The sequence below is a fragment of the Mesorhizobium sp. M0518 genome (assembly GCF_040321125.1).
Taxonomy (GTDB): Bacteria; Pseudomonadota; Alphaproteobacteria; order Rhizobiales; family Rhizobiaceae; genus Mesorhizobium.
The window spans coordinates 300384-318195 of record NZ_JAMYQY010000005.1 but is presented as its reverse complement, the minus strand read 5'-3'; the positions used below and the strand labels follow the sequence as shown (position 1 = coordinate 318195).

At 62.4% G+C, this 17812-nt stretch carries 17 protein-coding genes and 2 pseudogenes; 12 read left to right on the top strand and 7 right to left on the bottom strand.

The window, feature by feature from the left end:
- Window positions 1–21 precede the first annotated feature (21 nt).
- From sufC to sufA, 5 genes are all read left to right on the top strand, one after another.
- Window positions 22–777, top strand: coding sequence for a Fe-S cluster assembly ATPase SufC (gene sufC / locus NKI66_RS10075; protein WP_352751550.1), 756 nt, complete (start codon window positions 22–24; stop codon window positions 775–777).
- 19 nt (window positions 778–796) lie between these two features.
- A complete protein-coding gene (gene sufD / locus NKI66_RS10070; RefSeq protein WP_352751548.1) occupies window positions 797–2065 on the top strand; it encodes a Fe-S cluster assembly protein SufD in 1269 nt (422 codons plus the stop codon).
- 4 nt (window positions 2066–2069) lie between these two features.
- Window positions 2070–3314: a cysteine desulfurase gene (locus NKI66_RS10065; protein WP_352751546.1), complete on the top strand. Its 1245-nt coding sequence runs from the start codon at window positions 2070–2072 to the stop codon at window positions 3312–3314.
- A 21-nt stretch (window positions 3315–3335) separates the two neighbouring features.
- Complete coding sequence (locus NKI66_RS10060) at window positions 3336–3728, top strand: SUF system Fe-S cluster assembly protein (RefSeq protein WP_352673838.1); 393 nt, start codon at window positions 3336–3338, stop codon at window positions 3726–3728.
- Window positions 3729–3831: 103 nt separating this feature from the next.
- The gene (gene sufA, locus NKI66_RS10055) at window positions 3832–4212 is read left to right on the top strand and encodes a Fe-S cluster assembly scaffold SufA (RefSeq protein ID WP_023810316.1); all 381 of its coding nucleotides are present in this window, start codon (window positions 3832–3834) and stop codon (window positions 4210–4212) included.
- Between the two features lie 249 nt (window positions 4213–4461).
- On the opposite strand, the gene NKI66_RS10050 is transcribed toward sufA, so the two are convergent.
- On the bottom strand, window positions 4462–4959 hold the full coding sequence (locus tag NKI66_RS10050; RefSeq protein WP_352552740.1) for a GFA family protein: 498 nt from the start codon (window positions 4957–4959) through the stop codon (window positions 4462–4464).
- A 91-nt stretch (window positions 4960–5050) separates the two neighbouring features.
- Here NKI66_RS10050 and NKI66_RS10045 point away from each other — a divergent pair.
- Window positions 5051–5375 (top strand): annotated as a pseudogene (locus tag NKI66_RS10045) (TfoX/Sxy family protein).
- A gap of 205 nt (window positions 5376–5580) precedes the next feature.
- Here the strand turns inward: NKI66_RS10045 and NKI66_RS10040 are convergent.
- Window positions 5581–6498, bottom strand: coding sequence for a pseudouridine-5'-phosphate glycosidase (locus NKI66_RS10040; RefSeq protein ID WP_352440142.1), 918 nt, complete (start codon window positions 6496–6498; stop codon window positions 5581–5583).
- 75 nt (window positions 6499–6573) lie between these two features.
- A complete protein-coding gene (locus tag NKI66_RS10035; RefSeq protein ID WP_352751544.1) occupies window positions 6574–7518 on the bottom strand; it encodes a carbohydrate kinase family protein in 945 nt (314 codons plus the stop codon).
- 281 nt (window positions 7519–7799) lie between these two features.
- On the opposite strand from NKI66_RS10035, the gene recA reads away from it, so the two are divergent.
- The gene (gene recA / locus NKI66_RS10030) at window positions 7800–8900 is read left to right on the top strand and encodes a recombinase RecA (RefSeq protein WP_023810321.1); all 1101 of its coding nucleotides are present in this window, start codon (window positions 7800–7802) and stop codon (window positions 8898–8900) included.
- Window positions 8901–9198: 298 nt separating this feature from the next.
- Window positions 9199–11865 carry an alanine--tRNA ligase gene (gene alaS, locus NKI66_RS10025; protein ID WP_352751542.1) on the top strand — a complete coding sequence of 889 codons (2667 nt, stop codon included), beginning with the start codon at window positions 9199–9201 and terminating at the stop codon, window positions 11863–11865.
- Between the two features lie 6 nt (window positions 11866–11871).
- Here the strand turns inward: alaS and NKI66_RS10020 are convergent, their stop codons facing one another.
- Genes NKI66_RS10020 through NKI66_RS10010 form a run of 3 tightly spaced genes read right to left on the bottom strand, consistent with a single transcriptional unit; the run spans window position 11872 to window position 14313 of the window.
- On the bottom strand, window positions 11872–12453 hold the full coding sequence (locus NKI66_RS10020; RefSeq protein WP_352751540.1) for a demethoxyubiquinone hydroxylase family protein: 582 nt from the start codon (window positions 12451–12453) through the stop codon (window positions 11872–11874).
- Window positions 12454–12468: 15 nt separating this feature from the next.
- Entirely contained in the window at window positions 12469–13089 is a 621-nt protein-coding gene (locus NKI66_RS10015; RefSeq protein ID WP_352751538.1) for a glutathione S-transferase family protein, read from the bottom strand.
- A gap of 12 nt (window positions 13090–13101) precedes the next feature.
- Window positions 13102–14313 carry an NADP-dependent isocitrate dehydrogenase gene (locus NKI66_RS10010; RefSeq protein WP_352751536.1) on the bottom strand — a complete coding sequence of 404 codons (1212 nt, stop codon included), beginning with the start codon at window positions 14311–14313 and terminating at the stop codon, window positions 13102–13104.
- A 215-nt stretch (window positions 14314–14528) separates the two neighbouring features.
- Between NKI66_RS10010 and NKI66_RS10005 the strand changes: the two genes are divergently transcribed.
- The 3 genes and pseudogenes from NKI66_RS10005 to NKI66_RS09995 all read left to right on the top strand — a co-directional run bounded on the left by NKI66_RS10005 (window position 14529) and on the right by NKI66_RS09995 (window position 16488).
- The gene (locus NKI66_RS10005; RefSeq protein WP_128303273.1) at window positions 14529–15443 is read left to right on the top strand and encodes an RNA methyltransferase; all 915 of its coding nucleotides are present in this window, start codon (window positions 14529–14531) and stop codon (window positions 15441–15443) included.
- A complete protein-coding gene (murI, locus tag NKI66_RS10000) occupies window positions 15436–16236 on the top strand; it encodes a glutamate racemase (RefSeq protein ID WP_023810327.1) in 801 nt (266 codons plus the stop codon). Before NKI66_RS10005 ends, murI begins: the two co-directional genes overlap by 8 nt.
- A 64-nt stretch (window positions 16237–16300) precedes the next feature.
- Window positions 16301–16488: pseudogene (locus NKI66_RS09995) on the top strand (DUF3008 family protein).
- Window positions 16489–16572: 84 nt separating this feature from the next.
- Here the strand turns inward: NKI66_RS09995 and NKI66_RS09990 are convergent.
- Window positions 16573–16782, bottom strand: a complete 210-nt coding sequence (locus NKI66_RS09990) for a hypothetical protein (RefSeq protein WP_023810329.1) — start codon at window positions 16780–16782, stop codon at window positions 16573–16575.
- Window positions 16783–17157: 375 nt separating this feature from the next.
- Here NKI66_RS09990 and rpsD point away from each other — a divergent pair, with 375 nt between their 5' ends.
- Window positions 17158–17775 (top strand): 30S ribosomal protein S4, encoded by a 618-nt coding sequence (gene rpsD / locus NKI66_RS09985; RefSeq protein ID WP_023759539.1) that lies wholly within the window; start codon window positions 17158–17160, stop codon window positions 17773–17775.
- The last annotated feature ends 37 nt before the right edge of the window (window positions 17776–17812 follow it).

Below are 17812 nucleotides of genomic sequence, written 5' to 3'. Positions count from 1 at the left end.
ATATATTCAGGAAACGAAAAAATGCTTGAAATCAGAAACCTGCACGCCCGCATCGTCGATGACGGCACCGAGATCATCCGCGGCTTGAACCTGACGGTGAAAGCCGGCGAGGTCGCCGCGATCATGGGGCCGAACGGCTCGGGAAAATCGACGCTGTCCTACATCCTCGCCGGCCGCGAGGACTATGAAGTGACCGAAGGCGACATCCTCTACAACGGCCAGTCGATCCTCGAAATGGATCCGGCCGAGCGCGCCACGTCAGGCATCTTCCTCGCCTTCCAGTATCCGATGGAGATACCGGGCGTCGCGACCATGGAATTCCTGAAAGTGGCGATGAACGAGCAGCGCAAGGCACGTGGCGAGGAGCCGCTGAAGATCCCGGAATTCCTCAAGCGGGTGAAGGAAGCCGCCGCCTCGCTCAGCATGGACATGGCGATGCTCAAGCGGCCGCTCAATGTCGGCTTCTCCGGCGGCGAGAAGAAGCGCGCCGAGATCCTGCAGATGAAGCTGCTGGAGCCGAAATTGTGCGTGCTCGACGAGACCGATTCCGGCCTCGACATCGATGCGCTGAAGATCGTGTCCGACGGCGTCAACGCGCTGCGGGCGACGGACCGGGCGTTCCTGGTCATCACCCACTACCAGCGCCTGCTTGAGCACATCGTGCCCGACACCGTGCACGTGCTCTACAAGGGCCAGGTCATCAAGTCAGGCGACAAGTCGCTGGCGCTCGATTTGGAAGCCAATGGCTATGCCGGCGTGATCGGCGAAGCAGCGTGAGATGCCAGAGGGCAGTTTGATGAATATGCACGCACAACCGCAGCGGACACCGGCCGAGACAGCGTTGATCGACGCGTTCGGCGACCGATTGTCGCTGCTGCCGGGCGACGGCGCGGTGATGCTGAAGCGCGACGACGCCATCGAGACGATCAAGCACGGTCTGCCGACGCGGCGCGTCGAATCCTGGCACTATACCGACCTGCGCCGGTTGCTGAATACCGTGCCGGACTTCGACCCGGCCGCCATGGCTAAAGCCATCGCACCGATCGTCGAAGGTTCCGCCGTGGTGTCGATCCTGAACGGCAAGTCCGACGCCAAGGTGCCTGTCCTTGAAGGCGTCACCTTCCAGCGCCTTTCGGAAAAGCTGATCGACGGCAGCATCGCACCGGGGCTCGATCCCTATGGCAGCGACGATGCCATCGGCGCGCTGAACACGGCTTTCGTTGCCGATGGTTATTTCATCGATATTGCCGATGGGACGAAGCTGGAAAAGCCGATCGAACTGCAGAACCTGCAGGCTGGCGGCCAGACGCATGTGCGCCTGCCCGTGCGCGTCGGCGCCAGCGCCAAGGCCGTCATCGTCGAACGGCAGACGGGTGATGGCGCTGCCTTGAGCAGCTCGGTAAGTCAGATCGTGCTCGACGAGGGCGCCGAGGTAACGTGGCTGGTCGTCCAGGAGCAGCCGGAAACGGCGACGCATCTGGCGCAGTTCAAGGCCCATATCGGCAAGAATGCGAAACTGACGCTGTTCGTCATGAACGCCGGCGGCAAGCTCGTGCGCCAGGAGATCATGGTCAGGACGACTGGCGAAGGCGCCGATTTCAAGCTTCGCGGCATCAACCTGCTGGCCGGCGACACCCACACCGACGTGACCATGGTGCTCGACCACGCCGTGCCGCACACGACCTCTACGGAAGTGATCCGCAATGTGGTGACGGGCAAGGCGCGCGGTGTGTTCCAGGGCCGCATCAACGTCCATCAATATGCGCAGAAGACCAACGCCAAGATGGCCTGCAACACGCTGCTTTTGTCGGACGATGGCGAGTTCTCGACCAAGCCGGAGCTTGAAATCTTCGCCGACGACGTGATTTGCGGCCACGGCGCGACGGTCACCGAAATAGACCACGACCATCTGTTCTACCTGATGGCGCGCGGCGTCGACGAGAAAAGCGCGCGGGGGCTGCTCGTGAAGGCCTTCGTCGCGGAGGTGATCGAGGAACTGGAGGACGAGGCGATCGTCGAGGCGCTGGAAGCGCGGCTCGACGGCTGGTTCGTGGCACACGGGTGATCTGATGAACGCACCGGGCAAGAGCGGAGATTTCTACGACGTCGAAGCGATTCGCCGCGATTTCCCGATCCTGTCGCGGGAAGTCTACGGCAAGCCGCTGGTCTATCTCGACAATGGCGCCTCGGCACAGAAGCCGCAGGTGGTGCTGGACACAATCCAGCATGCCTATTCCCAGGAATACGCCAACGTCCATCGCGGCCTGCATTTTCTCTCGAACGCCGCGACCGACGCCTACGAAAAGGCCCGTGAGACGGTGCGCCGCTTCCTCAACGCGCCAAGCACCGACAACATCGTCTTCACCTCGAATACGACTTCGGCCATCAACACGGTCGCCTATGGCTATGGCATGCCCAACATCGGCGAGGGCGACGAGATCGTGCTGTCGATCATGGAGCACCACTCCAATATCGTGCCGTGGCATTTCATCCGCGAGCGGCAGGGCGCCAAACTGGTCTGGGTGCCGGTCGACGATCTCGGCGTATTCCACATCGACGAATTCGAGAAGCGGCTGACCGACCGCACCAAGCTGGTCGCCATCACGCAGATGTCGAATGCGCTGGGCACGGTGACGCCGATCAAGGAGATCGTGCGCATTGCGCATTCGCGTGGAATTCCCGTCCTTGTAGACGGCAGCCAGAGCGCCGTGCATATGCCGATCGATGTGCAGGATCTCGACTGCGACTTCTTCGTCTTCACCGGCCACAAGGTCTACGGCCCCTCGGGCATCGGCGTTCTCTACGGCAAGAAGGACATTCTCCAGGGCATGCGGCCCTTCATGGGCGGCGGCGAGATGATCGAAGAGGTGACGGAAGACATCGTCACCTACAACGAGCCGCCGCACCGTTTCGAAGCCGGCACGCCGCCGATCGTCCAGGCGATCGGGCTGGGTGCTGCGCTCGACTATATGGAAAAAATCGGCCGCGAGCGCATTGCCGCCCATGAGGAAGACCTCAAGAACTACGCGCATGAGCGGCTGCGCGCCATCAATTCGCTGCGCATCTTCGGCGATGCGCCCGGCAAGGGCGCCATCATCTCGTTTGAGCTGCAAGGCATTCATGCGCATGACGTGTCGATGGTGATCGACAGGCAGGGCGTTGCTGTCCGCGCCGGCACCCATTGCGCCCAGCCGCTGTTGAAACGCTTCGGCGTAACCTCCACATGCAGGGCATCGTTCGGCATGTATAATACCAGGGCCGAAGTCGACGCTTTGGCCGAGGCGCTTGAAAAAGCGCGCAAATTCTTTGGATGACGATTTTTTTGGGTGACGACCATGGATGATGTGAGCATCGCAGCCGAGACCATTCCGGAAACAGCGCCCAATGCGCTGGTTTCGGGATCGGCCATTCCAGCCGACGAGCTGGCGCGGCTGACCGACGACATCGTCTCGGCGCTGAAGACCGTCTACGATCCGGAAATCCCAGCCGATATCTACGAGCTCGGCCTGATCTATAAGATCGACATCGAGGACAATCGCTCGGTCAAGATCGACATGACGCTGACCGCTCCGGGCTGCCCTGTCGCCGGCGAAATGCCCGGCTGGGTGGAGAATGCCGTCGGCGCCGTCGAAGGCGTGTCCGGCGTCGAGGTCAACATGACTTTCGACCCGCCATGGTCGGCCGACCGCATGTCGGAAGAGGCGCAGGTGGCGGTGGGTTGGTACTAGCCCGACAGAGGCTGGTGCACTTGCACCAGGGATAAAACTTCACCATTTTAGGTGAGGAATCATTCGGCAGGCCTTGAACCTGCATGGAATGGAAGGAAAAAGAATGGGACGCTTCGCCGTCATCACGATGACCGAAAAGGCCGCCGACCGGGTGCGCGAGATTGTCGCCACCCGCGACAACGCGCATGGCATCCGCCTCGGCATCAAGAAGGGCGGCTGCGCCGGGATGGAATATACGGTCGATCTGGTGACCGAGCCCAACACCAAGGACGACCATATCGAGCGCGATGGCGCGCATGTCTATGTGGCGCCCGAGGCAGCGCTATTCCTGTTCGGCACCGAGATGGATTTCGAGCAGACGACGCTTCGCACCGGCTTCACATTCCGCAACCCGAACCAGAGTTCGGCTTGCGGTTGCGGCGAATCCGTCGAACTCAAGCCGGCCGACCTGAAGGCGCTGGCAGAAGCACGCGCCTCGGCCTGATCTTCCAGCCCCGTAAGCGGCAGGGGTGATCGCATATGACTGGCTTGCGCTCTACGAATACCCCCTTAATCCCTCCCCACAAGGGGGAGGGAGACTTGGTAGGCGCTGATTCCGCAAATCCCCGAGGTTTCGACGCCAAAAGGATGGCGCGCGGCAGCGTTCCCTCCCCCTTGTGGGGAGGGTTAGGGTGGGGGTCCTCTTCGTAAAAACCCATATGCAATCGCCCCGCCGTAAACGGGGTGAAGGACGCTAATCCACCCACATGCCCGTCCGCTTGTGCCAGTCGGCGATCGATTCCTCGGGATAGACGTCGAAGACCTTGTCATGCTTGCCAACCTCCGGCTCCACCCAGTTCGCCTTGTATTTCAGCATCAGGTGCACCTTGCTTGGCGGAATGGGTAAATCGCTGTCGATCGCCGAGGCGAAGGGATGCACCAGTTCCGGCCATGTCGGATCGTAGAGCCAAAGGGCCGCCCCGCATTTCTTGCAGAAATTGCGCTCGCCGGTCGAGATTTCGCAATGCGGATGCTCGTCGTCCTCGATCTCCGCCCGAAAGACGCCGAGGCTGCGCTTGCCCCTGATGTTCAGTGTTTCGTTGTCGGCACCGAGATTGATGGCAAACCCGCCGCCGCCCTGCTGCTTGCGGCAGATCGAGCAGTAGCACAGCATGAATGGCGCCGGCGTGTGGCTCTCCACCTCGAAACGCACGGCATTGCAGCGGCAGGACCCTTTGAGCAGGACGGGCATGGCGGGAAACTCCGATCGACCTCACACAACCTGTCAGCATGATTTTGGTTGCGGCGATGACAAGGCCAAACGCCGGTGACATGATCGCGGCATGGACAATGAACGCATCGCCGAACTGTTCGAGGGCCTCGGCCCTGTCAGCATCCGCAAACTGTTCGGCGGCAAGGGCATCTATTTCGACGGGTGTCATCGTCGCCATCGTGCTGCGCGGTGAGTTGATGCTGAAGGCCGACGAGCAAAGCGCGCCCGAGTTCGAGGCCGCCGGCTGCACGCAATGGACCTATACCGGCTCGCGCCACGGCAAGCTGGTCGCCATGCCCTACTGGGGCGTTCCCGACAGCGCTTTCGATGATCCCGACGAGATGGCGGCCTGGGTACGGCGGGCGTATGCGGCTGGACGGCGGGCGGGGAAGTGATGCCAGCCTTGGGACGGTCGAGGGACACCACCCCCCTCTGGCCTGCCGGCCATCTCCCCCGCAAGGGGGGAGATTGGCGGTTTCACCGTCTGCCTGCTTTTTTCAACGTTGAAGATTGGCAGAGGCGTTGACGACATTCGATCTCCCCCCTTGCGGGGGAGATGTCCGGCAGGACAGAGGGGGGTGCTGTCCCGCCGACGTTGGCCTACAACGCCTTCGCAATCCGTGCCGCCAGCCGCGCGTTGTTTTCCACCAGCGCGATGTTGGTCTTGAGGCTCCTGCCGCCGGTCAGTTCGAGGATTTTCGACAGCAGGAAGGGTGTCACCGCCTTGCCGGTCACGTTGAGCGCTTCTGCGGCCTTCTGCGCGGCGTCGATATAGCCCGCCATCTCCTCAGCCGGGATTTCATGGTTTTCCGGCACAGGATTGGCGATCAGCATGCCGCCGGCGAGCCCCAGCGCTGCCCTCGTCTGGTAGAAATGCGCGATCTCTTCCGGCTCGTGCAAGGTCAGCGGCGCGCGGAATGGCGAATGTCGCGACCAGAAGGCTGGCATCGTCTCGCAGCCATGGCCGATCACCGGCACGCCGCGCGTCTCCAGCACCTCCAGCGTCTTTTCGATGTCGAGGATCGCCTTGGCGCCGGCCGAGACGACGATGACCGGGGTGCGCGCCAGCTCGTCGAGATCGGCGGAAATGTCAAAACTCTTTTCGGCGCCCTTGTGCACGCCGCCAATGCCGCCGGTGGCGAACACTTTTATGCCGACCATATGCGCCGCGATCATCGTGGCGGCGACCGTGGTGCCACCGGTGCGCCCTTGCGCCACGGCAAAACCGAGATCGGCGCGCGACAGCTTCATGGCGTCGCCCGTCATCGCCAGCGATTCGCGCTCGCCGTCCGAAAGCCCGATCTTGATGCGGCCGCCAACCACGGCGATGGTCGCCGGCACGGCGCCGCCGTCGGTGATGATCTTTTCGACATCGGCCGCCATGGCGCCATTGTCGGGGTAGGGCATGCCATGGGTGATGATGGTGCTTTCCAGCGCCACCACCGGCCGGCCGGCCGCCAGGGCCTGCGCCACCGGCGCGTGGATGTCGATGAAGGGGCCGGCGGTCTCAGGGGTCATCAGGGTCTCCAATCCGGAATGCGGCGCGTCCGTCGGGACATCAGGCAACATCGCGGCACTATGAATTCGCCGGTCTCATGCCACTTCCCTGGCATCCGGCACAAGAGCCAATGCCTCAGTGAAATCAGCCGCGGTGAACTCCGGAACGGCGCTGGCGCTTTCGATGGCAAGCGTCGCCCCGGCAATGCCTTCGCGCAGAGCTGCCCGCAGCGGCAGGCCACGCAGCAAGGCAGCAACCGTAGCGCCCGCCAGCGCATCGCCAGCGCCGGTGACGTCAGCGACCTTTCTTGGCGGCGGCGGCAGGATCGAGAAGGCGCTGGCTTCATCGAAGCCCAGCATGGGCTCGCTGCCCGCCGTCACCACGCCGCTGACAAGGCCGCTGCATCGCAACCCGTCGACGACCTCGCGCTCCGTGGCAGTCGCGGCGACGCCGGCCAGCACCATGGCCTCGCGCCGGTTCATGAAGACGAGCGAGAGCTCCTTCAGCACCGGTATCAGCCGCACCACCTTGGCCGGCGAGATGGCAATGGCGAAAATCGGCTTGCCCGCGGCGAGCGCCACCAGCCGTTCCAGCGCCGAAGAGGGCAGATTGGCGTCGCACAGGATCGCATCGGCGCCAGCGATCACCTCCCGCACCTTGGAGCGCCTGATCTGCTTGGGAAACGCCAAATCATAGAGCGCCATGTCGGCAAAGCCGACGATCAGCTCGCCCTCACTGTCGATCAGCGCCGTGTAGCTCGGCGTCGTGCGGTCGAGGAAGACCGCCGACAGGTCGGTAATGCCTGTCTCGGCAATGGCTCGCGAAACGGTGTCGGCAGCGGCATCGCCGCCGCGAACCGACATGAGCGACGCGGAGACGCCGCGCCGCACGGCGCTGCGCAAAGCGTTGAAGACGCCGCCGCCGACATCCTCGCGCATCGTGCCGGGATTGGAGGCAGCCGGCACGTAAGCGCCGGACACCTGGCCGCGCCGGTCGATATGGGCGCCGCCTACGGCCAGTATTTTCGTGGATTTCAGCATGTCGGCGATATGACCTTTGTTATTCCAGCCGCACAAGCGCTAGGCTACGCGACGGAGCTTCGCATGCAAGGCGGCGATTCGGCAGATCGAAAACAACCGAGCCGTCTGGCCCAACGTGTGGTGCATCCCTGATCGAATCCTTGGACAAAAAAAGAACAAATCCGGATATTGTTTGTTTTTCAGATATTTGACCCCTCTTGCCAAATGAGAACAAAAAAGGTACAAATAGGCAGGGATTACGGATTGTCCGGCCTTCATTGACGACCAAGGGGTGATGTATCATGGCTCAGAATTCTTTGCGGCTGGTAGAGGACAAGGCAGTGGACAAATCAAAGGCTCTAGATGCGGCGCTGTCGCAAATCGAGCGGGCTTTCGGCAAGGGCTCGATCATGCGGCTCGGCGCCAACGATCAGGTCGTCGAGATTGAAACGGTGCCGACCGGCTCGCTTGGCCTAGACATCGCGCTTGGTGTTGGTGGCTTGCCGCGCGGCCGCATCATCGAGATCTACGGGCCGGAAAGCTCGGGCAAGACGACGTTGGCGCTGCACACCGTTGCGGAAGCCCAGAAGAAGGGCGGCATCTGCGCCTTCGTCGATGCCGAGCATGCGCTCGATCCGGTCTATGCCCGCAAGCTTGGCGTTGATCTCGAAAACCTCCTGATCTCGCAGCCCGACACCGGTGAGCAGGCGCTGGAAATCTGCGACACGCTGGTGCGCTCCGGCGCCATCGACGTGCTGGTGGTCGATTCGGTCGCGGCGCTGACGCCACGCGCCGAAATTGAAGGTGAGATGGGCGATTCGCTGCCGGGCCTGCAGGCCCGCTTGATGAGCCAGGCGCTGCGCAAGCTGACCGCGTCGATCTCGCGCTCCAACACCATGGTCATCTTCATCAACCAGATCCGCATGAAGATCGGCGTCATGTTTGGTTCGCCCGAGACCACGACGGGCGGCAACGCGCTGAAATTCTACGCTTCGGTGCGTCTTGACATCCGCCGCATCGGCTCGATCAAGGACCGCGACGAGGTTGTCGGCAACCAGACCCGCGTCAAGGTGGTCAAGAACAAGCTGGCGCCGCCCTTCAAGGTGGTCGAATTCGACATCATGTTTGGTGAGGGCGTGTCCAAAACCGGCGAACTGGTCGATCTCGGGGTCAAGGCCGGTATTGTCGAGAAGTCTGGCGCCTGGTTTTCTTATAATTCGCAGCGTCTCGGCCAGGGCCGCGAAAATGCCAAGCTGTTCCTGCGTGACAATCCCGACACGGCACGCGAGATCGAGTTGTCGATCAGGCAGAATGCCGGGCTGATCGCCGAGAAATTCCTCGAGAATGGCGGCCCTGAGCGCGGCGAAGACGACGGTTTCGAGGAAGAATCCGGCGCCATGTAACAGCTTCGTGCGCGATGCCGGCCGGAGTTCGGCCATAATCGCGTTCTATTATCTCAGGCTTAGGTAATTGAGTTCCGCGTTATTGCGTTTCGAAACCGCCGGCCCAGTGCCGGCGGTTTTGCGTTTCGGCAGCGAAAACAGGCCGGTTCGAACGGCCGGCAAAGGCCGTGGATTGGACCAATTCCGTGTTTCTGGACAGGGTGAGGCGCGGCGGCTAAAAGGCCAAGTCCTAATCTTCTAAAAACGCAGAGCCCATTTCCGCCGGTTTGCCGGCGGCTCTTCCGAAAAGGCAGCATTCATGAGTGGCGTGAACGAGATCCGGTCGACATTTCTCGACTACTTCCGCAAGGAGGGTCACGAGATCGTCGCGTCGAGCCCGCTGGTGCCGCGCAACGATCCGACACTGATGTTCACCAACGCCGGCATGGTGCAGTTCAAGAATGTCTTCACCGGTTTGGAGAAGCGGCCCTATTCGCGCGCGTCGACAGCCCAGAAGAGCGTGCGCGCCGGCGGCAAGCACAACGATCTCGACAATGTCGGCTACACGGCACGCCATCTGACCTTCTTCGAGATGCTCGGCAATTTCTCCTTCGGCGACTATTTCAAGGAGCGCGCCATCGAGCTTGCCTGGAACCTGATCACCAGGGAGTTCGGGCTGAACAAGGACAAGCTGCTGGTCACCGTCTATCACACGGACGACGAGGCGGCCGGTTTCTGGAAGAAGATCGCCGGGTTTTCCGACGACCGCATCATTCGCATCGCGACATCGGACAATTTCTGGGCGATGGGCGATACCGGACCCTGCGGGCCGTGCTCGGAGATCTTCATCGACCGCGGCGAGCACATCTGGGGTGGTCCTCCCGGCAGCCCGGAGGAAGATGGCGACCGTTTCCTGGAATTCTGGAACCTGGTGTTCATGCAGTATGAACAGGTGACGAAGGAGGAGCGGATCGACCTGCCGCGCCCCTCGATCGACACCGGCATGGGCCTGGAGCGCATGGCGTCCATCCTGCAAGGGGTGGAAAGCGTCTTCGAGACCGATCTGTTCCGTCACCTGATCGACGCGGCCTCGTCCGCGATCGGGCATGGTCCCGACAAGGAGACTGTCGCGTCCTACCGGGTCATTGCCGATCATCTGCGCTCGTCCTCCTTCCTGGTCGCCGATGGCGTGCTGCCTTCGAACGAAGGCCGTGGCTATGTCCTGCGTCGCATCATGCGCCGCGCCATGCGTCATGCGCAGTTGCTCGGTGCCAACGAACCGCTGATGTGGAAGCTGGTGCCGGCGCTGGTGCGCGAAATGGGTCAGGCCTATCCGGAACTGCTGCGCGGCGAACAGTTGATCACCGAGACGCTGAAGCTCGAGGAGACCAGGTTTCGCAAAACGCTGGTGCGCGGCCTCGGCCTGCTTTCGGAGGCGACCGAAACGCTTCATGCCGGCGACATGCTGGATGGCGAGACGGCCTTCAAGCTCTACGACACCTATGGCTTCCCGCTCGATCTGACGCAGGACGCGCTGCGCCAGCGCAGCATCTCTGTCGATCTTGCCGGCTTCACCAATGCGATGGAGCAGCAGAAGGCCGAGGCGCGCAAGCACTGGGCCGGCTCCGGCGACGCGGCCACCGAGACCATCTGGTTCTCCGTGCGCGAGAAGGCCGGCGCCACCGAGTTCCTCGGATATGAGACTGAAGCTGCCGAAGGCATCATCCAGGCGCTGGTCAGGGACGGCAAGACCGTCGACAGCGCCGGCAAGGGCGACGCGGTGGCGATCGTCGTCAACCAGACGCCGTTCTATGCCGAGTCCGGCGGCCAGATGGGCGACACCGGTGTCATCTCCGGCGAGGGGTTCTCGATCGAGGTTTCGGATACGCAGAAGAAGGCCGACGGGCTGTTCGTGCATGTCGGCAAGGTTGCCAGCGGCACGGTCAAGACCGGTGCCGCCGTCGAGCTGAAGGTCGACCATGCCAGACGCTCGAGGCTGCGCGCCAACCATTCCGCGACGCATCTGATCCATGAGGCGCTGCGCGAGGTGCTGGGCAGCCATGTCGCGCAGAAGGGCTCGCTGGTCGCGCCCGAGCGCCTGCGCTTCGACATCTCGCACAACAAGCCCATTTCATCGGAGGATCTCGAAGAGGTCGAGCGCATGGCCAACGAGATCGTCGTGCAGAACGGCCCGGTGTCCACGCGCCTGATGTCGGTCGACGATGCCATTGCCGAAGGCGCCATGGCGCTGTTCGGCGAGAAGTACGGTGACGAAGTGCGCGTCGTGTCCATGGGCACCGGTGTGCACGGCGCCAAGGCCAACCGGCCCTATTCGGTCGAGCTCTGCGGTGGCACGCATGTCCGGGCGACCGGCGATATCGGCCTGGTGCGTGTCGTGTCGGACAGCGCGGTCGCCGCCGGCGTGCGCCGCATCGAGGCGCTGACCGGCGAAGCCGCGCGCAAACATCTCGACGAGCAGGACCGGCGTTTGAAGGCGACGGCGGCCGTGCTCAAGATTTCGCCGGCCGATGTGCCGGCGCGCGTCGAGACGCTGCTCGAAGAGCGCAAGAAGCTCGAGAAGGAATTGACCGAGGCGCGCAAGAAGCTGGCGCTGGGTGGGGGATCGTCAGCCGATGCTCCAGCCGCCAATGAGACGGTCGCCGGTGTCGGCTTCCTCGGCAAGGCGGTCTCCGGTGTCTCACCGAAGGATTTGAAGCCGCTGGCGGACGCCGGCAAGACCTCGCTCGGTTCCGGCGTCGTCGTCTTCGTCGGCGCTGGCGAGGACAACAAGGCAAGCGTCGTCGTCGCCGTCACCGACGATCTGCTGAGCCGCTTCAGCGCTGTCGATCTGGTGCGCCTGGCCTCCGCCGCATTGGGCGGGCAGGGCGGCGGCGGTCGGCCCGATATGGCCCAGGCCGGTGGACCGGATGCTTCCAAGGCGGCCGACGCGATCGCCGCGGTAAGGGCTGCGCTGGAAGCAGCCTAGCGTTCATCAGGGACGCTTTGCCGCTTTCAACGCATGCGTCATTCTGCTGGAATCGCCCCAGGTGGACAGCCAGATCAGGCTGTCCGTGGCGACCGAGATCGTCGACCGCAAAAGGTTGAGCAGCGGTCCAGGCGATTTCAGCTGCTCCTCGGCGTGATGGAGATGGGCAAGCTCTTCCTCGCGGATCGCCAGGATGATGCCGTGCAGTTCGCCATCGCGTTCGGCGAGGAAAAACAGCTGATCGTCGAGATGGCGATGCACCGCCGCTTCGACCGCTGCGGTGCAGGCCCAGATGCCTTGCGGTCCGAGCAGGGCGGTCAGAAAACCCAGCAGCCAGCCGCCCCAGCTCCAGAATTGCATCACCCGGCACGGTCGCGACTGCCGCAACGGCATGGCGGCACGGAAGGCGGCACAGTGATTGCGCTCGTGCCCAAGCATCTCCGACAAGGACGGCACGCAATCTGGCCAAAAGCGCTTGGCGACAAGAATCTGCGCCGAATAGATTCGGATCGCCCCGAATTCGCCGGCGTGGTTCACTCGGACTATTCTGGCGACCGTGAGTGCGTCCTGGTGAGAAAGATCATCCATGGACGCGCCCAAGCCTTATGTCAGCCGGTTGGCAAAGCGTGGGAGTTTTGCAACGCGATCCCACCAGGCCTGGATCTCGGCAAACTCGGCCAGCAGCTTTTGCCCCTCAGCGACCTTGACGAAATAACCGATGATCGGCACCGCATGCAGATCGGCCAGTGTCAGCCGATCGCCCAGCAACCACGAGCCCGGCGCTTTCAGCGAAGAGAGCGTCTGCAGCGCTTTGCTCGCCTGCGAAAGCCCTCTGGCGATCAGCCTCTCATCGGGCGCATCCTTCTCCAGCCGCTCGACGGCGACATCCCAGACCATCGACCTGTAGGCATAGGCGTCGAGCATACCGATGATCTGGTTCATCCGTGCGCGGCCGCGAGGATCCGCCGGCTGGAGGGCCGGTCCTTCAAAAACCTCGTCGACATAGCGCGTGATCGCGCTCGTCTCGAAGAGCCGAAATCCGTCATGCTCGAAGGCCGGGATGCGGCCGAACGGATGGTGCTCGAAATACCAGGCGGGAATGCCCTCGGCGGCAAAGACATCGACCGGGACAAGCGCATAGTCGATGCCTTTTTCCGCGAGCACGAGGCGGACGATGCGCACGTAGACGCTGTAGTCCGCCCCGTAGACGATGGGCTTGCCCATGCCGATTGCCGGTCAGGCCATGGCCTTCTGCAGGTTCTCGTCGATCTTGTCGAGGAAACCGGTGGTCGAGAGCCAGGGCTGGTCGGGGCCGATCAGGAGCGACAGGTCCTTGGTCATGAAGCCGGACTCGACGGTCTGGATGCAGATTTTTTCCAGCGTCTCGGCGAAGCGCCTCAGCTCGGCATTGTCGTCGAGCTTGGCGCGGTGGGCCAGCCCGCGCGTCCAGGCGAAGATCGAGGCGATCGAATTGGTCGAGGTCTCCTCGCCCTTCTGGTGCTGGCGATAGTGGCGGGTGACGGTGCCATGCGCGGCTTCCGCTTCCACCGTCTTGCCGTCCGGCGTCATCAGCACCGAGGTCATCAGGCCGAGCGACCCAAAACCTTGCGCCACCGTGTCGGACTGCACGTCGCCGTCATAGTTCTTGCAGGCCCAGACATAGCCGCCCGACCATTTCAGGGCGGAGGCCACCATGTCGTCGATCAGGCGGTGCTCGTACCACAGCTTCTTCGACTTGAACTCGGCCTCGAATTCAGCCTCGTAGACCTCCTGGAAGATGTCCTTGAAGCGGCCGTCATAGGCCTTGAGGATAGTGTTCTTGGTCGACAGATAGACCGGATAGTTGCGCAGCAGGCCGTAGTTCAGCGAGGCGCGGGCAAACTCGCGGATCGACTCGTCGAGATTGTACATGGCCATGGCGACACCGGCGCCGGGCGCGTCGTACACATCGTGCTCGATCACCTGGCCGTCCTCACCCACGAACTTGATGGTCAGCTTGCCCTTGCCGGGAAAGCGGAAATCGGTGGCACGGTACTGGTCGCCGAAGGCATGACGGCCGACGATGATCGGCTTGGTCCAGCCGGGCACCAGGCGCGGCACGTTCTTCATGATGATCGGCTCGCGGAAGATGGTGCCGCCGAGGATGTTGCGGATGGTGCCGTTCGGCGACTTCCACATCTTCTTCAGCTTGAACTCCTCGACGCGCTGTTCGTCGGGCGTGATCGTCGCGCATTTCACGCCGACGCCGTGTTTCTTGATGGCGTTGGCCGAATCGATGGTCACCTGGTCGTTGGTGGCGTCGCGATGCTCGATGCCGAGGTCGTAATATTCAAGCTTGAGGTCGAGATAAGGGTGGATCAGCTTGTCCTTGATGAACTGCCAGATGATGCGGGTCATCTCGTCGCCGTCGAGTTCGACGACCGGGTTCGCCACCTTGATCTTCGCCATGGAAAGAATGCCTCGTTGCTGGGATATGGGACGGCCTTGCCCGCGTGGCGTTGGGCCGGGAGATGTCGCCCGTATATCAAAGCGCTTTTGGCCACGCAAACGGCGATCGGTCACGAATTGGAGGCCAGAGCCGTCGTCATTTGCGAATGCTTCATTTTCCCGGCCGAATATGGCAGGGACGCTGAAATGCCGCAAACAGCAGTTCATTGACAATCATGCCCGTCATCAAAGATCCCGATAGCATTGCAGTCGCCGGCCCGGCGATCATCCTCGTCGAGCCGCAGCTTGGCGAGAACATCGGCATGGTCGCGCGCGCCATGGCCAATTTCGGTCTGTCGGAGCTGCGCCTGGTCAACCCGCGTGATGGTTGGCCGAGCGAGAAGGCACGCGCGGCGGCCAGCCGCGCCGACCATGTCATCGACGCCGTGAGAGTGTTCGACGACCTGGCCTCGGCGCTCGCCGACTTGAATTTTGTCTTCGCAACCACGGCCAGGCAGCGCGACGGCTTCAAATCCGTGCGCGGGCCGGTGGAGGCGGGCAGGATGCTTCGGACCCATCATGCAATGGGACAACGCACTGGCATCCTGTTCGGACGCGAACGCTTCGGCCTCTACAATGACGAGGTCGGCTTGGCCGACGAGATCGTCACTTTCCCGGTCGATCCCGATTTCTCCTCGCTCAACATCGCCCAGGCCGCGCTGCTGATGTCCTATGAATGGATGAAGTCCGGCCTGGAAGATGAGACCAAGACCAATTTTTCCGGCCCGGACATGAAGCCGGCAAGCAAGGAAGAATTGCACGGCCTGTTTGCGTATCTGGAAGGCGCATTGGAAGCGCGCGGCTATTTCCGGCCGGCGCCGAAGAAGCCGAAAATGGTCGACAATCTGCGCGCGGTGCTCACACGCCCCGGCTTTGCCGAACCGGAGCTCAAGGTGCTGCGCGGCATCATCTCGTCGCTCGACAGGTTTTCTCCGGCGATGCCGCGCGGCGACGGGTCCCCTGGCGACGATCCGCGGCGCTTGCCCGCGGCCGCCGCGCGTGCCCGCAAGGCAGAGGCGGCGCGCTTTGCCGACACCGGCAAGGACGATGACATACCGCCGCTTGGCGGAAAAGGAACCGACAATGACTGAGCGGCCGATCCTGATGTTCGATTCGGGCATCGGCGGGCTTACCGTGCTGCGCGAGGCACGCGTGCTGATGCCCGACCGCCGCTTCATCTATGTCGCCGACGACGCTGCGTTTCCCTACGGCGCTTGGGAAGAGCCGGCGCTGAGGGCGCATATACTCGAATTGTTCGGCAAACTGCTGGAGCGCTTTGCGCCGGCCATTTCCGTCATCGCCTGCAACACCGCCTCGACGTTGGTGATCGATGCGTTGCGCGATAGATTTCCCGAGCATCCTTTCGTCGGCATGGTGCCTGCGATCAAGCCGGCGGCGGAACGCACGCGCTCAGGGCTGGTTTCGGTGCTGGCGACGCCTGGCACCGTCAAGCGCCAATACACGCGCGACCTGATCAGCAAATGGGCGCAGAAATGCCATGTCCGCCTGGTGGGCAGCGACAGGCTGGCGGGACTGGCTGAGATCTACATGCGTGAGGGCTTCGTCGATGAAGAAGCCGTGCGCACCGAGATTACGCCGTGCTTCGTCGAACATGATGCGCTGCGTACGGATATCGTCGTGCTCGCCTGCACACACTACCCCTTTCTGGCCAATCGCATGCGCAAGACGGCGCCCTGGCCGGTCGATTGGCTCGACCCCGCTGAAGCGATCGCGCGCCGGGCGCTGTCGCTTCTCGCCGACATCGATCCGAGCGGTCGTGGCGAGATGCTGCCTGAAGGCCCCGACCTTGCCGTCTTCACATCGAAAAGAGCCGATTTTCCGACCCGTCGCCTAATACAGGGCTTCGGGCTGGCGATGTCGTGATTCCGAAGCGGAACATCACGGCAGTCGTTGCGTTTTTCTCCAGATTCTAACGGGAGAAAGAGCCATGCCAGCCACCTCGAAAGCCCAGCAGAAAGCCGCCGGCGCGGCTCTGTCGGCCAAGCGCGGCGAGACCAAGAAGAGCGAACTCCAGGGCGCTTCCAAGGGAATGTACGAATCGATGAGCGAAAGCAGCTCGAGGAATTCGCCGAGACGAAGCGCAAGGGCCTGCCGGAGAAGAAGTCGAAAGACTAAGGGTTAAGCATCCGGAATCAAAGAGCCCGCGGCCAAGACCGCGGGCTTTGAAATGATATCGGCCGCCTGAGACCGGATAGGAGCCTACCAGCGCCCGCTGCAGCGCTTGATCTTGTAGCGTATGACCTTCTTGTGGCCGTGCCGCCAGATAACCTTCTTCTTGATCACGATGCGGCAAGCCTGGTGATGCCGGTGTCCTTGCCAATGCCTGGCCTCCGCCGGCTCCGGTGTCAGGACCGCCATGGATCCCGCCAACACAGCGGCTCCTGTCAGGGTAAGGAAGAATTTCTTCATGCGAATGTAGCTCCTCTGCTCCGGTCCCTTCCTGATGCCGCTGGCGCAACCTCCCGCCACATCCGGCACTGCACTCAACCCAGAGACGCTATATCGTCGCCATGGCCTACGCCAGCCACAAGCTTGACACCGGTTAAATCTCCGTTTAATCAGCGCCCCAACACCGGGCCGCAATGCCCGGTGGTTTTCTTTATGTGCGCAAGATGCGTGGAAATCCAATTCTACTATCTTGTTTGAACTGACGTGTCCCGTGGGTTTTCCGCCGCGTTGCGTGGGAAAACCCTGTCAGGTCTCGAAAACGGAGGCCAGAGGAGGGCGCGTTTCCTTCACCCGGACCATGAGGTTCCGGGTGTATTGTTTTGAAAAGGGAATGCGATGAGCAAGCGCGAATCCGCGAAGTACAAGATCGACCGCCGTCTCGGCGAAAATATCTGGGGCCGCCCGAAGTCCCCGGTCAACAAGCGTGAATACGGTCCTGGCCAGCATGGCCAGCGCCGCAAGGGCAAGCTTTCCGATTTCGGCCTGCAGCTGCGCGCCAAGCAGAAGCTGAAGGGTCACTATGGCGATGTTTCGGAAAAGCAGTTCCGCAAGGTCTATGAAGAGGCTGACCGCCGCAAGGGCGACACCTCGGAGAACCTGATCGGCCTGCTCGAATCGCGTCTCGACGCGGTCGTCTACCGCGCCAAGTTCGTGCCGACCATTTTCGCCGCCCGTCAGTTCGTCAACCACGGCCACGTCAACGTCAACGGCAAGCGTGTCAATATCGGCTCGTATCGCTGCAAGCCGGGCGATGTCGTCGAAGTGCGCGAAAAGTCCAAGCAGCTGGTCATCGTTCTGGAAGCGGTCGGTCTCGCCGAGCGCGACGTGCCGGACTACATCGAAGCCGATCACAACAAGATGGTCGCGACCTTCTCGCGCATCCCTGGCCTTGCGGACGTTCCGTTCGCCGTGCAGATGGAACCGAACCTGGTCGTCGAATTCTATTCGCGCTAAACGAGCGCGTTCTGCGATACCAAGCAAAGGCCGCCTG

What these genes read in the sequence shown, in the direction of transcription:
- sufC (WP_352751550.1), top strand. Translation starts at nt 22, where the DNA reads ATGCTTGAAATCAGAAACCTGCACGCCCGCATCGTCGATGACGGCACC.
- sufD (WP_352751548.1), top strand. Translation starts at nt 797, where the DNA reads ATGAATATGCACGCACAACCGCAGCGGACACCGGCCGAGACAGCGTTG.
- NKI66_RS10065 (WP_352751546.1), top strand. Translation starts at nt 2,070, where the DNA reads ATGAACGCACCGGGCAAGAGCGGAGATTTCTACGACGTCGAAGCGATT.
- NKI66_RS10060 (WP_352673838.1), top strand. Translation starts at nt 3,336, where the DNA reads ATGGATGATGTGAGCATCGCAGCCGAGACCATTCCGGAAACAGCGCCC.
- sufA (WP_023810316.1), top strand. Translation starts at nt 3,832, where the DNA reads ATGGGACGCTTCGCCGTCATCACGATGACCGAAAAGGCCGCCGACCGG.
- NKI66_RS10050 (WP_352552740.1), bottom strand. Translation starts at nt 4,959, where the DNA reads ATGCCCGTCCTGCTCAAAGGGTCCTGCCGCTGCAATGCCGTGCGTTTC.
- NKI66_RS10040 (WP_352440142.1), bottom strand. Translation starts at nt 6,498, where the DNA reads ATGACCCCTGAGACCGCCGGCCCCTTCATCGACATCCACGCGCCGGTG.
- NKI66_RS10035 (WP_352751544.1), bottom strand. Translation starts at nt 7,518, where the DNA reads ATGCTGAAATCCACGAAAATACTGGCCGTAGGCGGCGCCCATATCGAC.
- recA (WP_023810321.1), top strand. Translation starts at nt 7,800, where the DNA reads ATGGCTCAGAATTCTTTGCGGCTGGTAGAGGACAAGGCAGTGGACAAA.
- alaS (WP_352751542.1), top strand. Translation starts at nt 9,199, where the DNA reads ATGAGTGGCGTGAACGAGATCCGGTCGACATTTCTCGACTACTTCCGC.
- NKI66_RS10020 (WP_352751540.1), bottom strand. Translation starts at nt 12,453, where the DNA reads ATGGATGATCTTTCTCACCAGGACGCACTCACGGTCGCCAGAATAGTC.
- NKI66_RS10015 (WP_352751538.1), bottom strand. Translation starts at nt 13,089, where the DNA reads ATGGGCAAGCCCATCGTCTACGGGGCGGACTACAGCGTCTACGTGCGC.
- NKI66_RS10010 (WP_352751536.1), bottom strand. Translation starts at nt 14,313, where the DNA reads ATGGCGAAGATCAAGGTGGCGAACCCGGTCGTCGAACTCGACGGCGAC.
- NKI66_RS10005 (WP_128303273.1), top strand. Translation starts at nt 14,529, where the DNA reads ATGCCCGTCATCAAAGATCCCGATAGCATTGCAGTCGCCGGCCCGGCG.
- murI (WP_023810327.1), top strand. Translation starts at nt 15,436, where the DNA reads ATGACTGAGCGGCCGATCCTGATGTTCGATTCGGGCATCGGCGGGCTT.
- NKI66_RS09990 (WP_023810329.1), bottom strand. Translation starts at nt 16,782, where the DNA reads ATGAAGAAATTCTTCCTTACCCTGACAGGAGCCGCTGTGTTGGCGGGA.
- rpsD (WP_023759539.1), top strand. Translation starts at nt 17,158, where the DNA reads ATGAGCAAGCGCGAATCCGCGAAGTACAAGATCGACCGCCGTCTCGGC.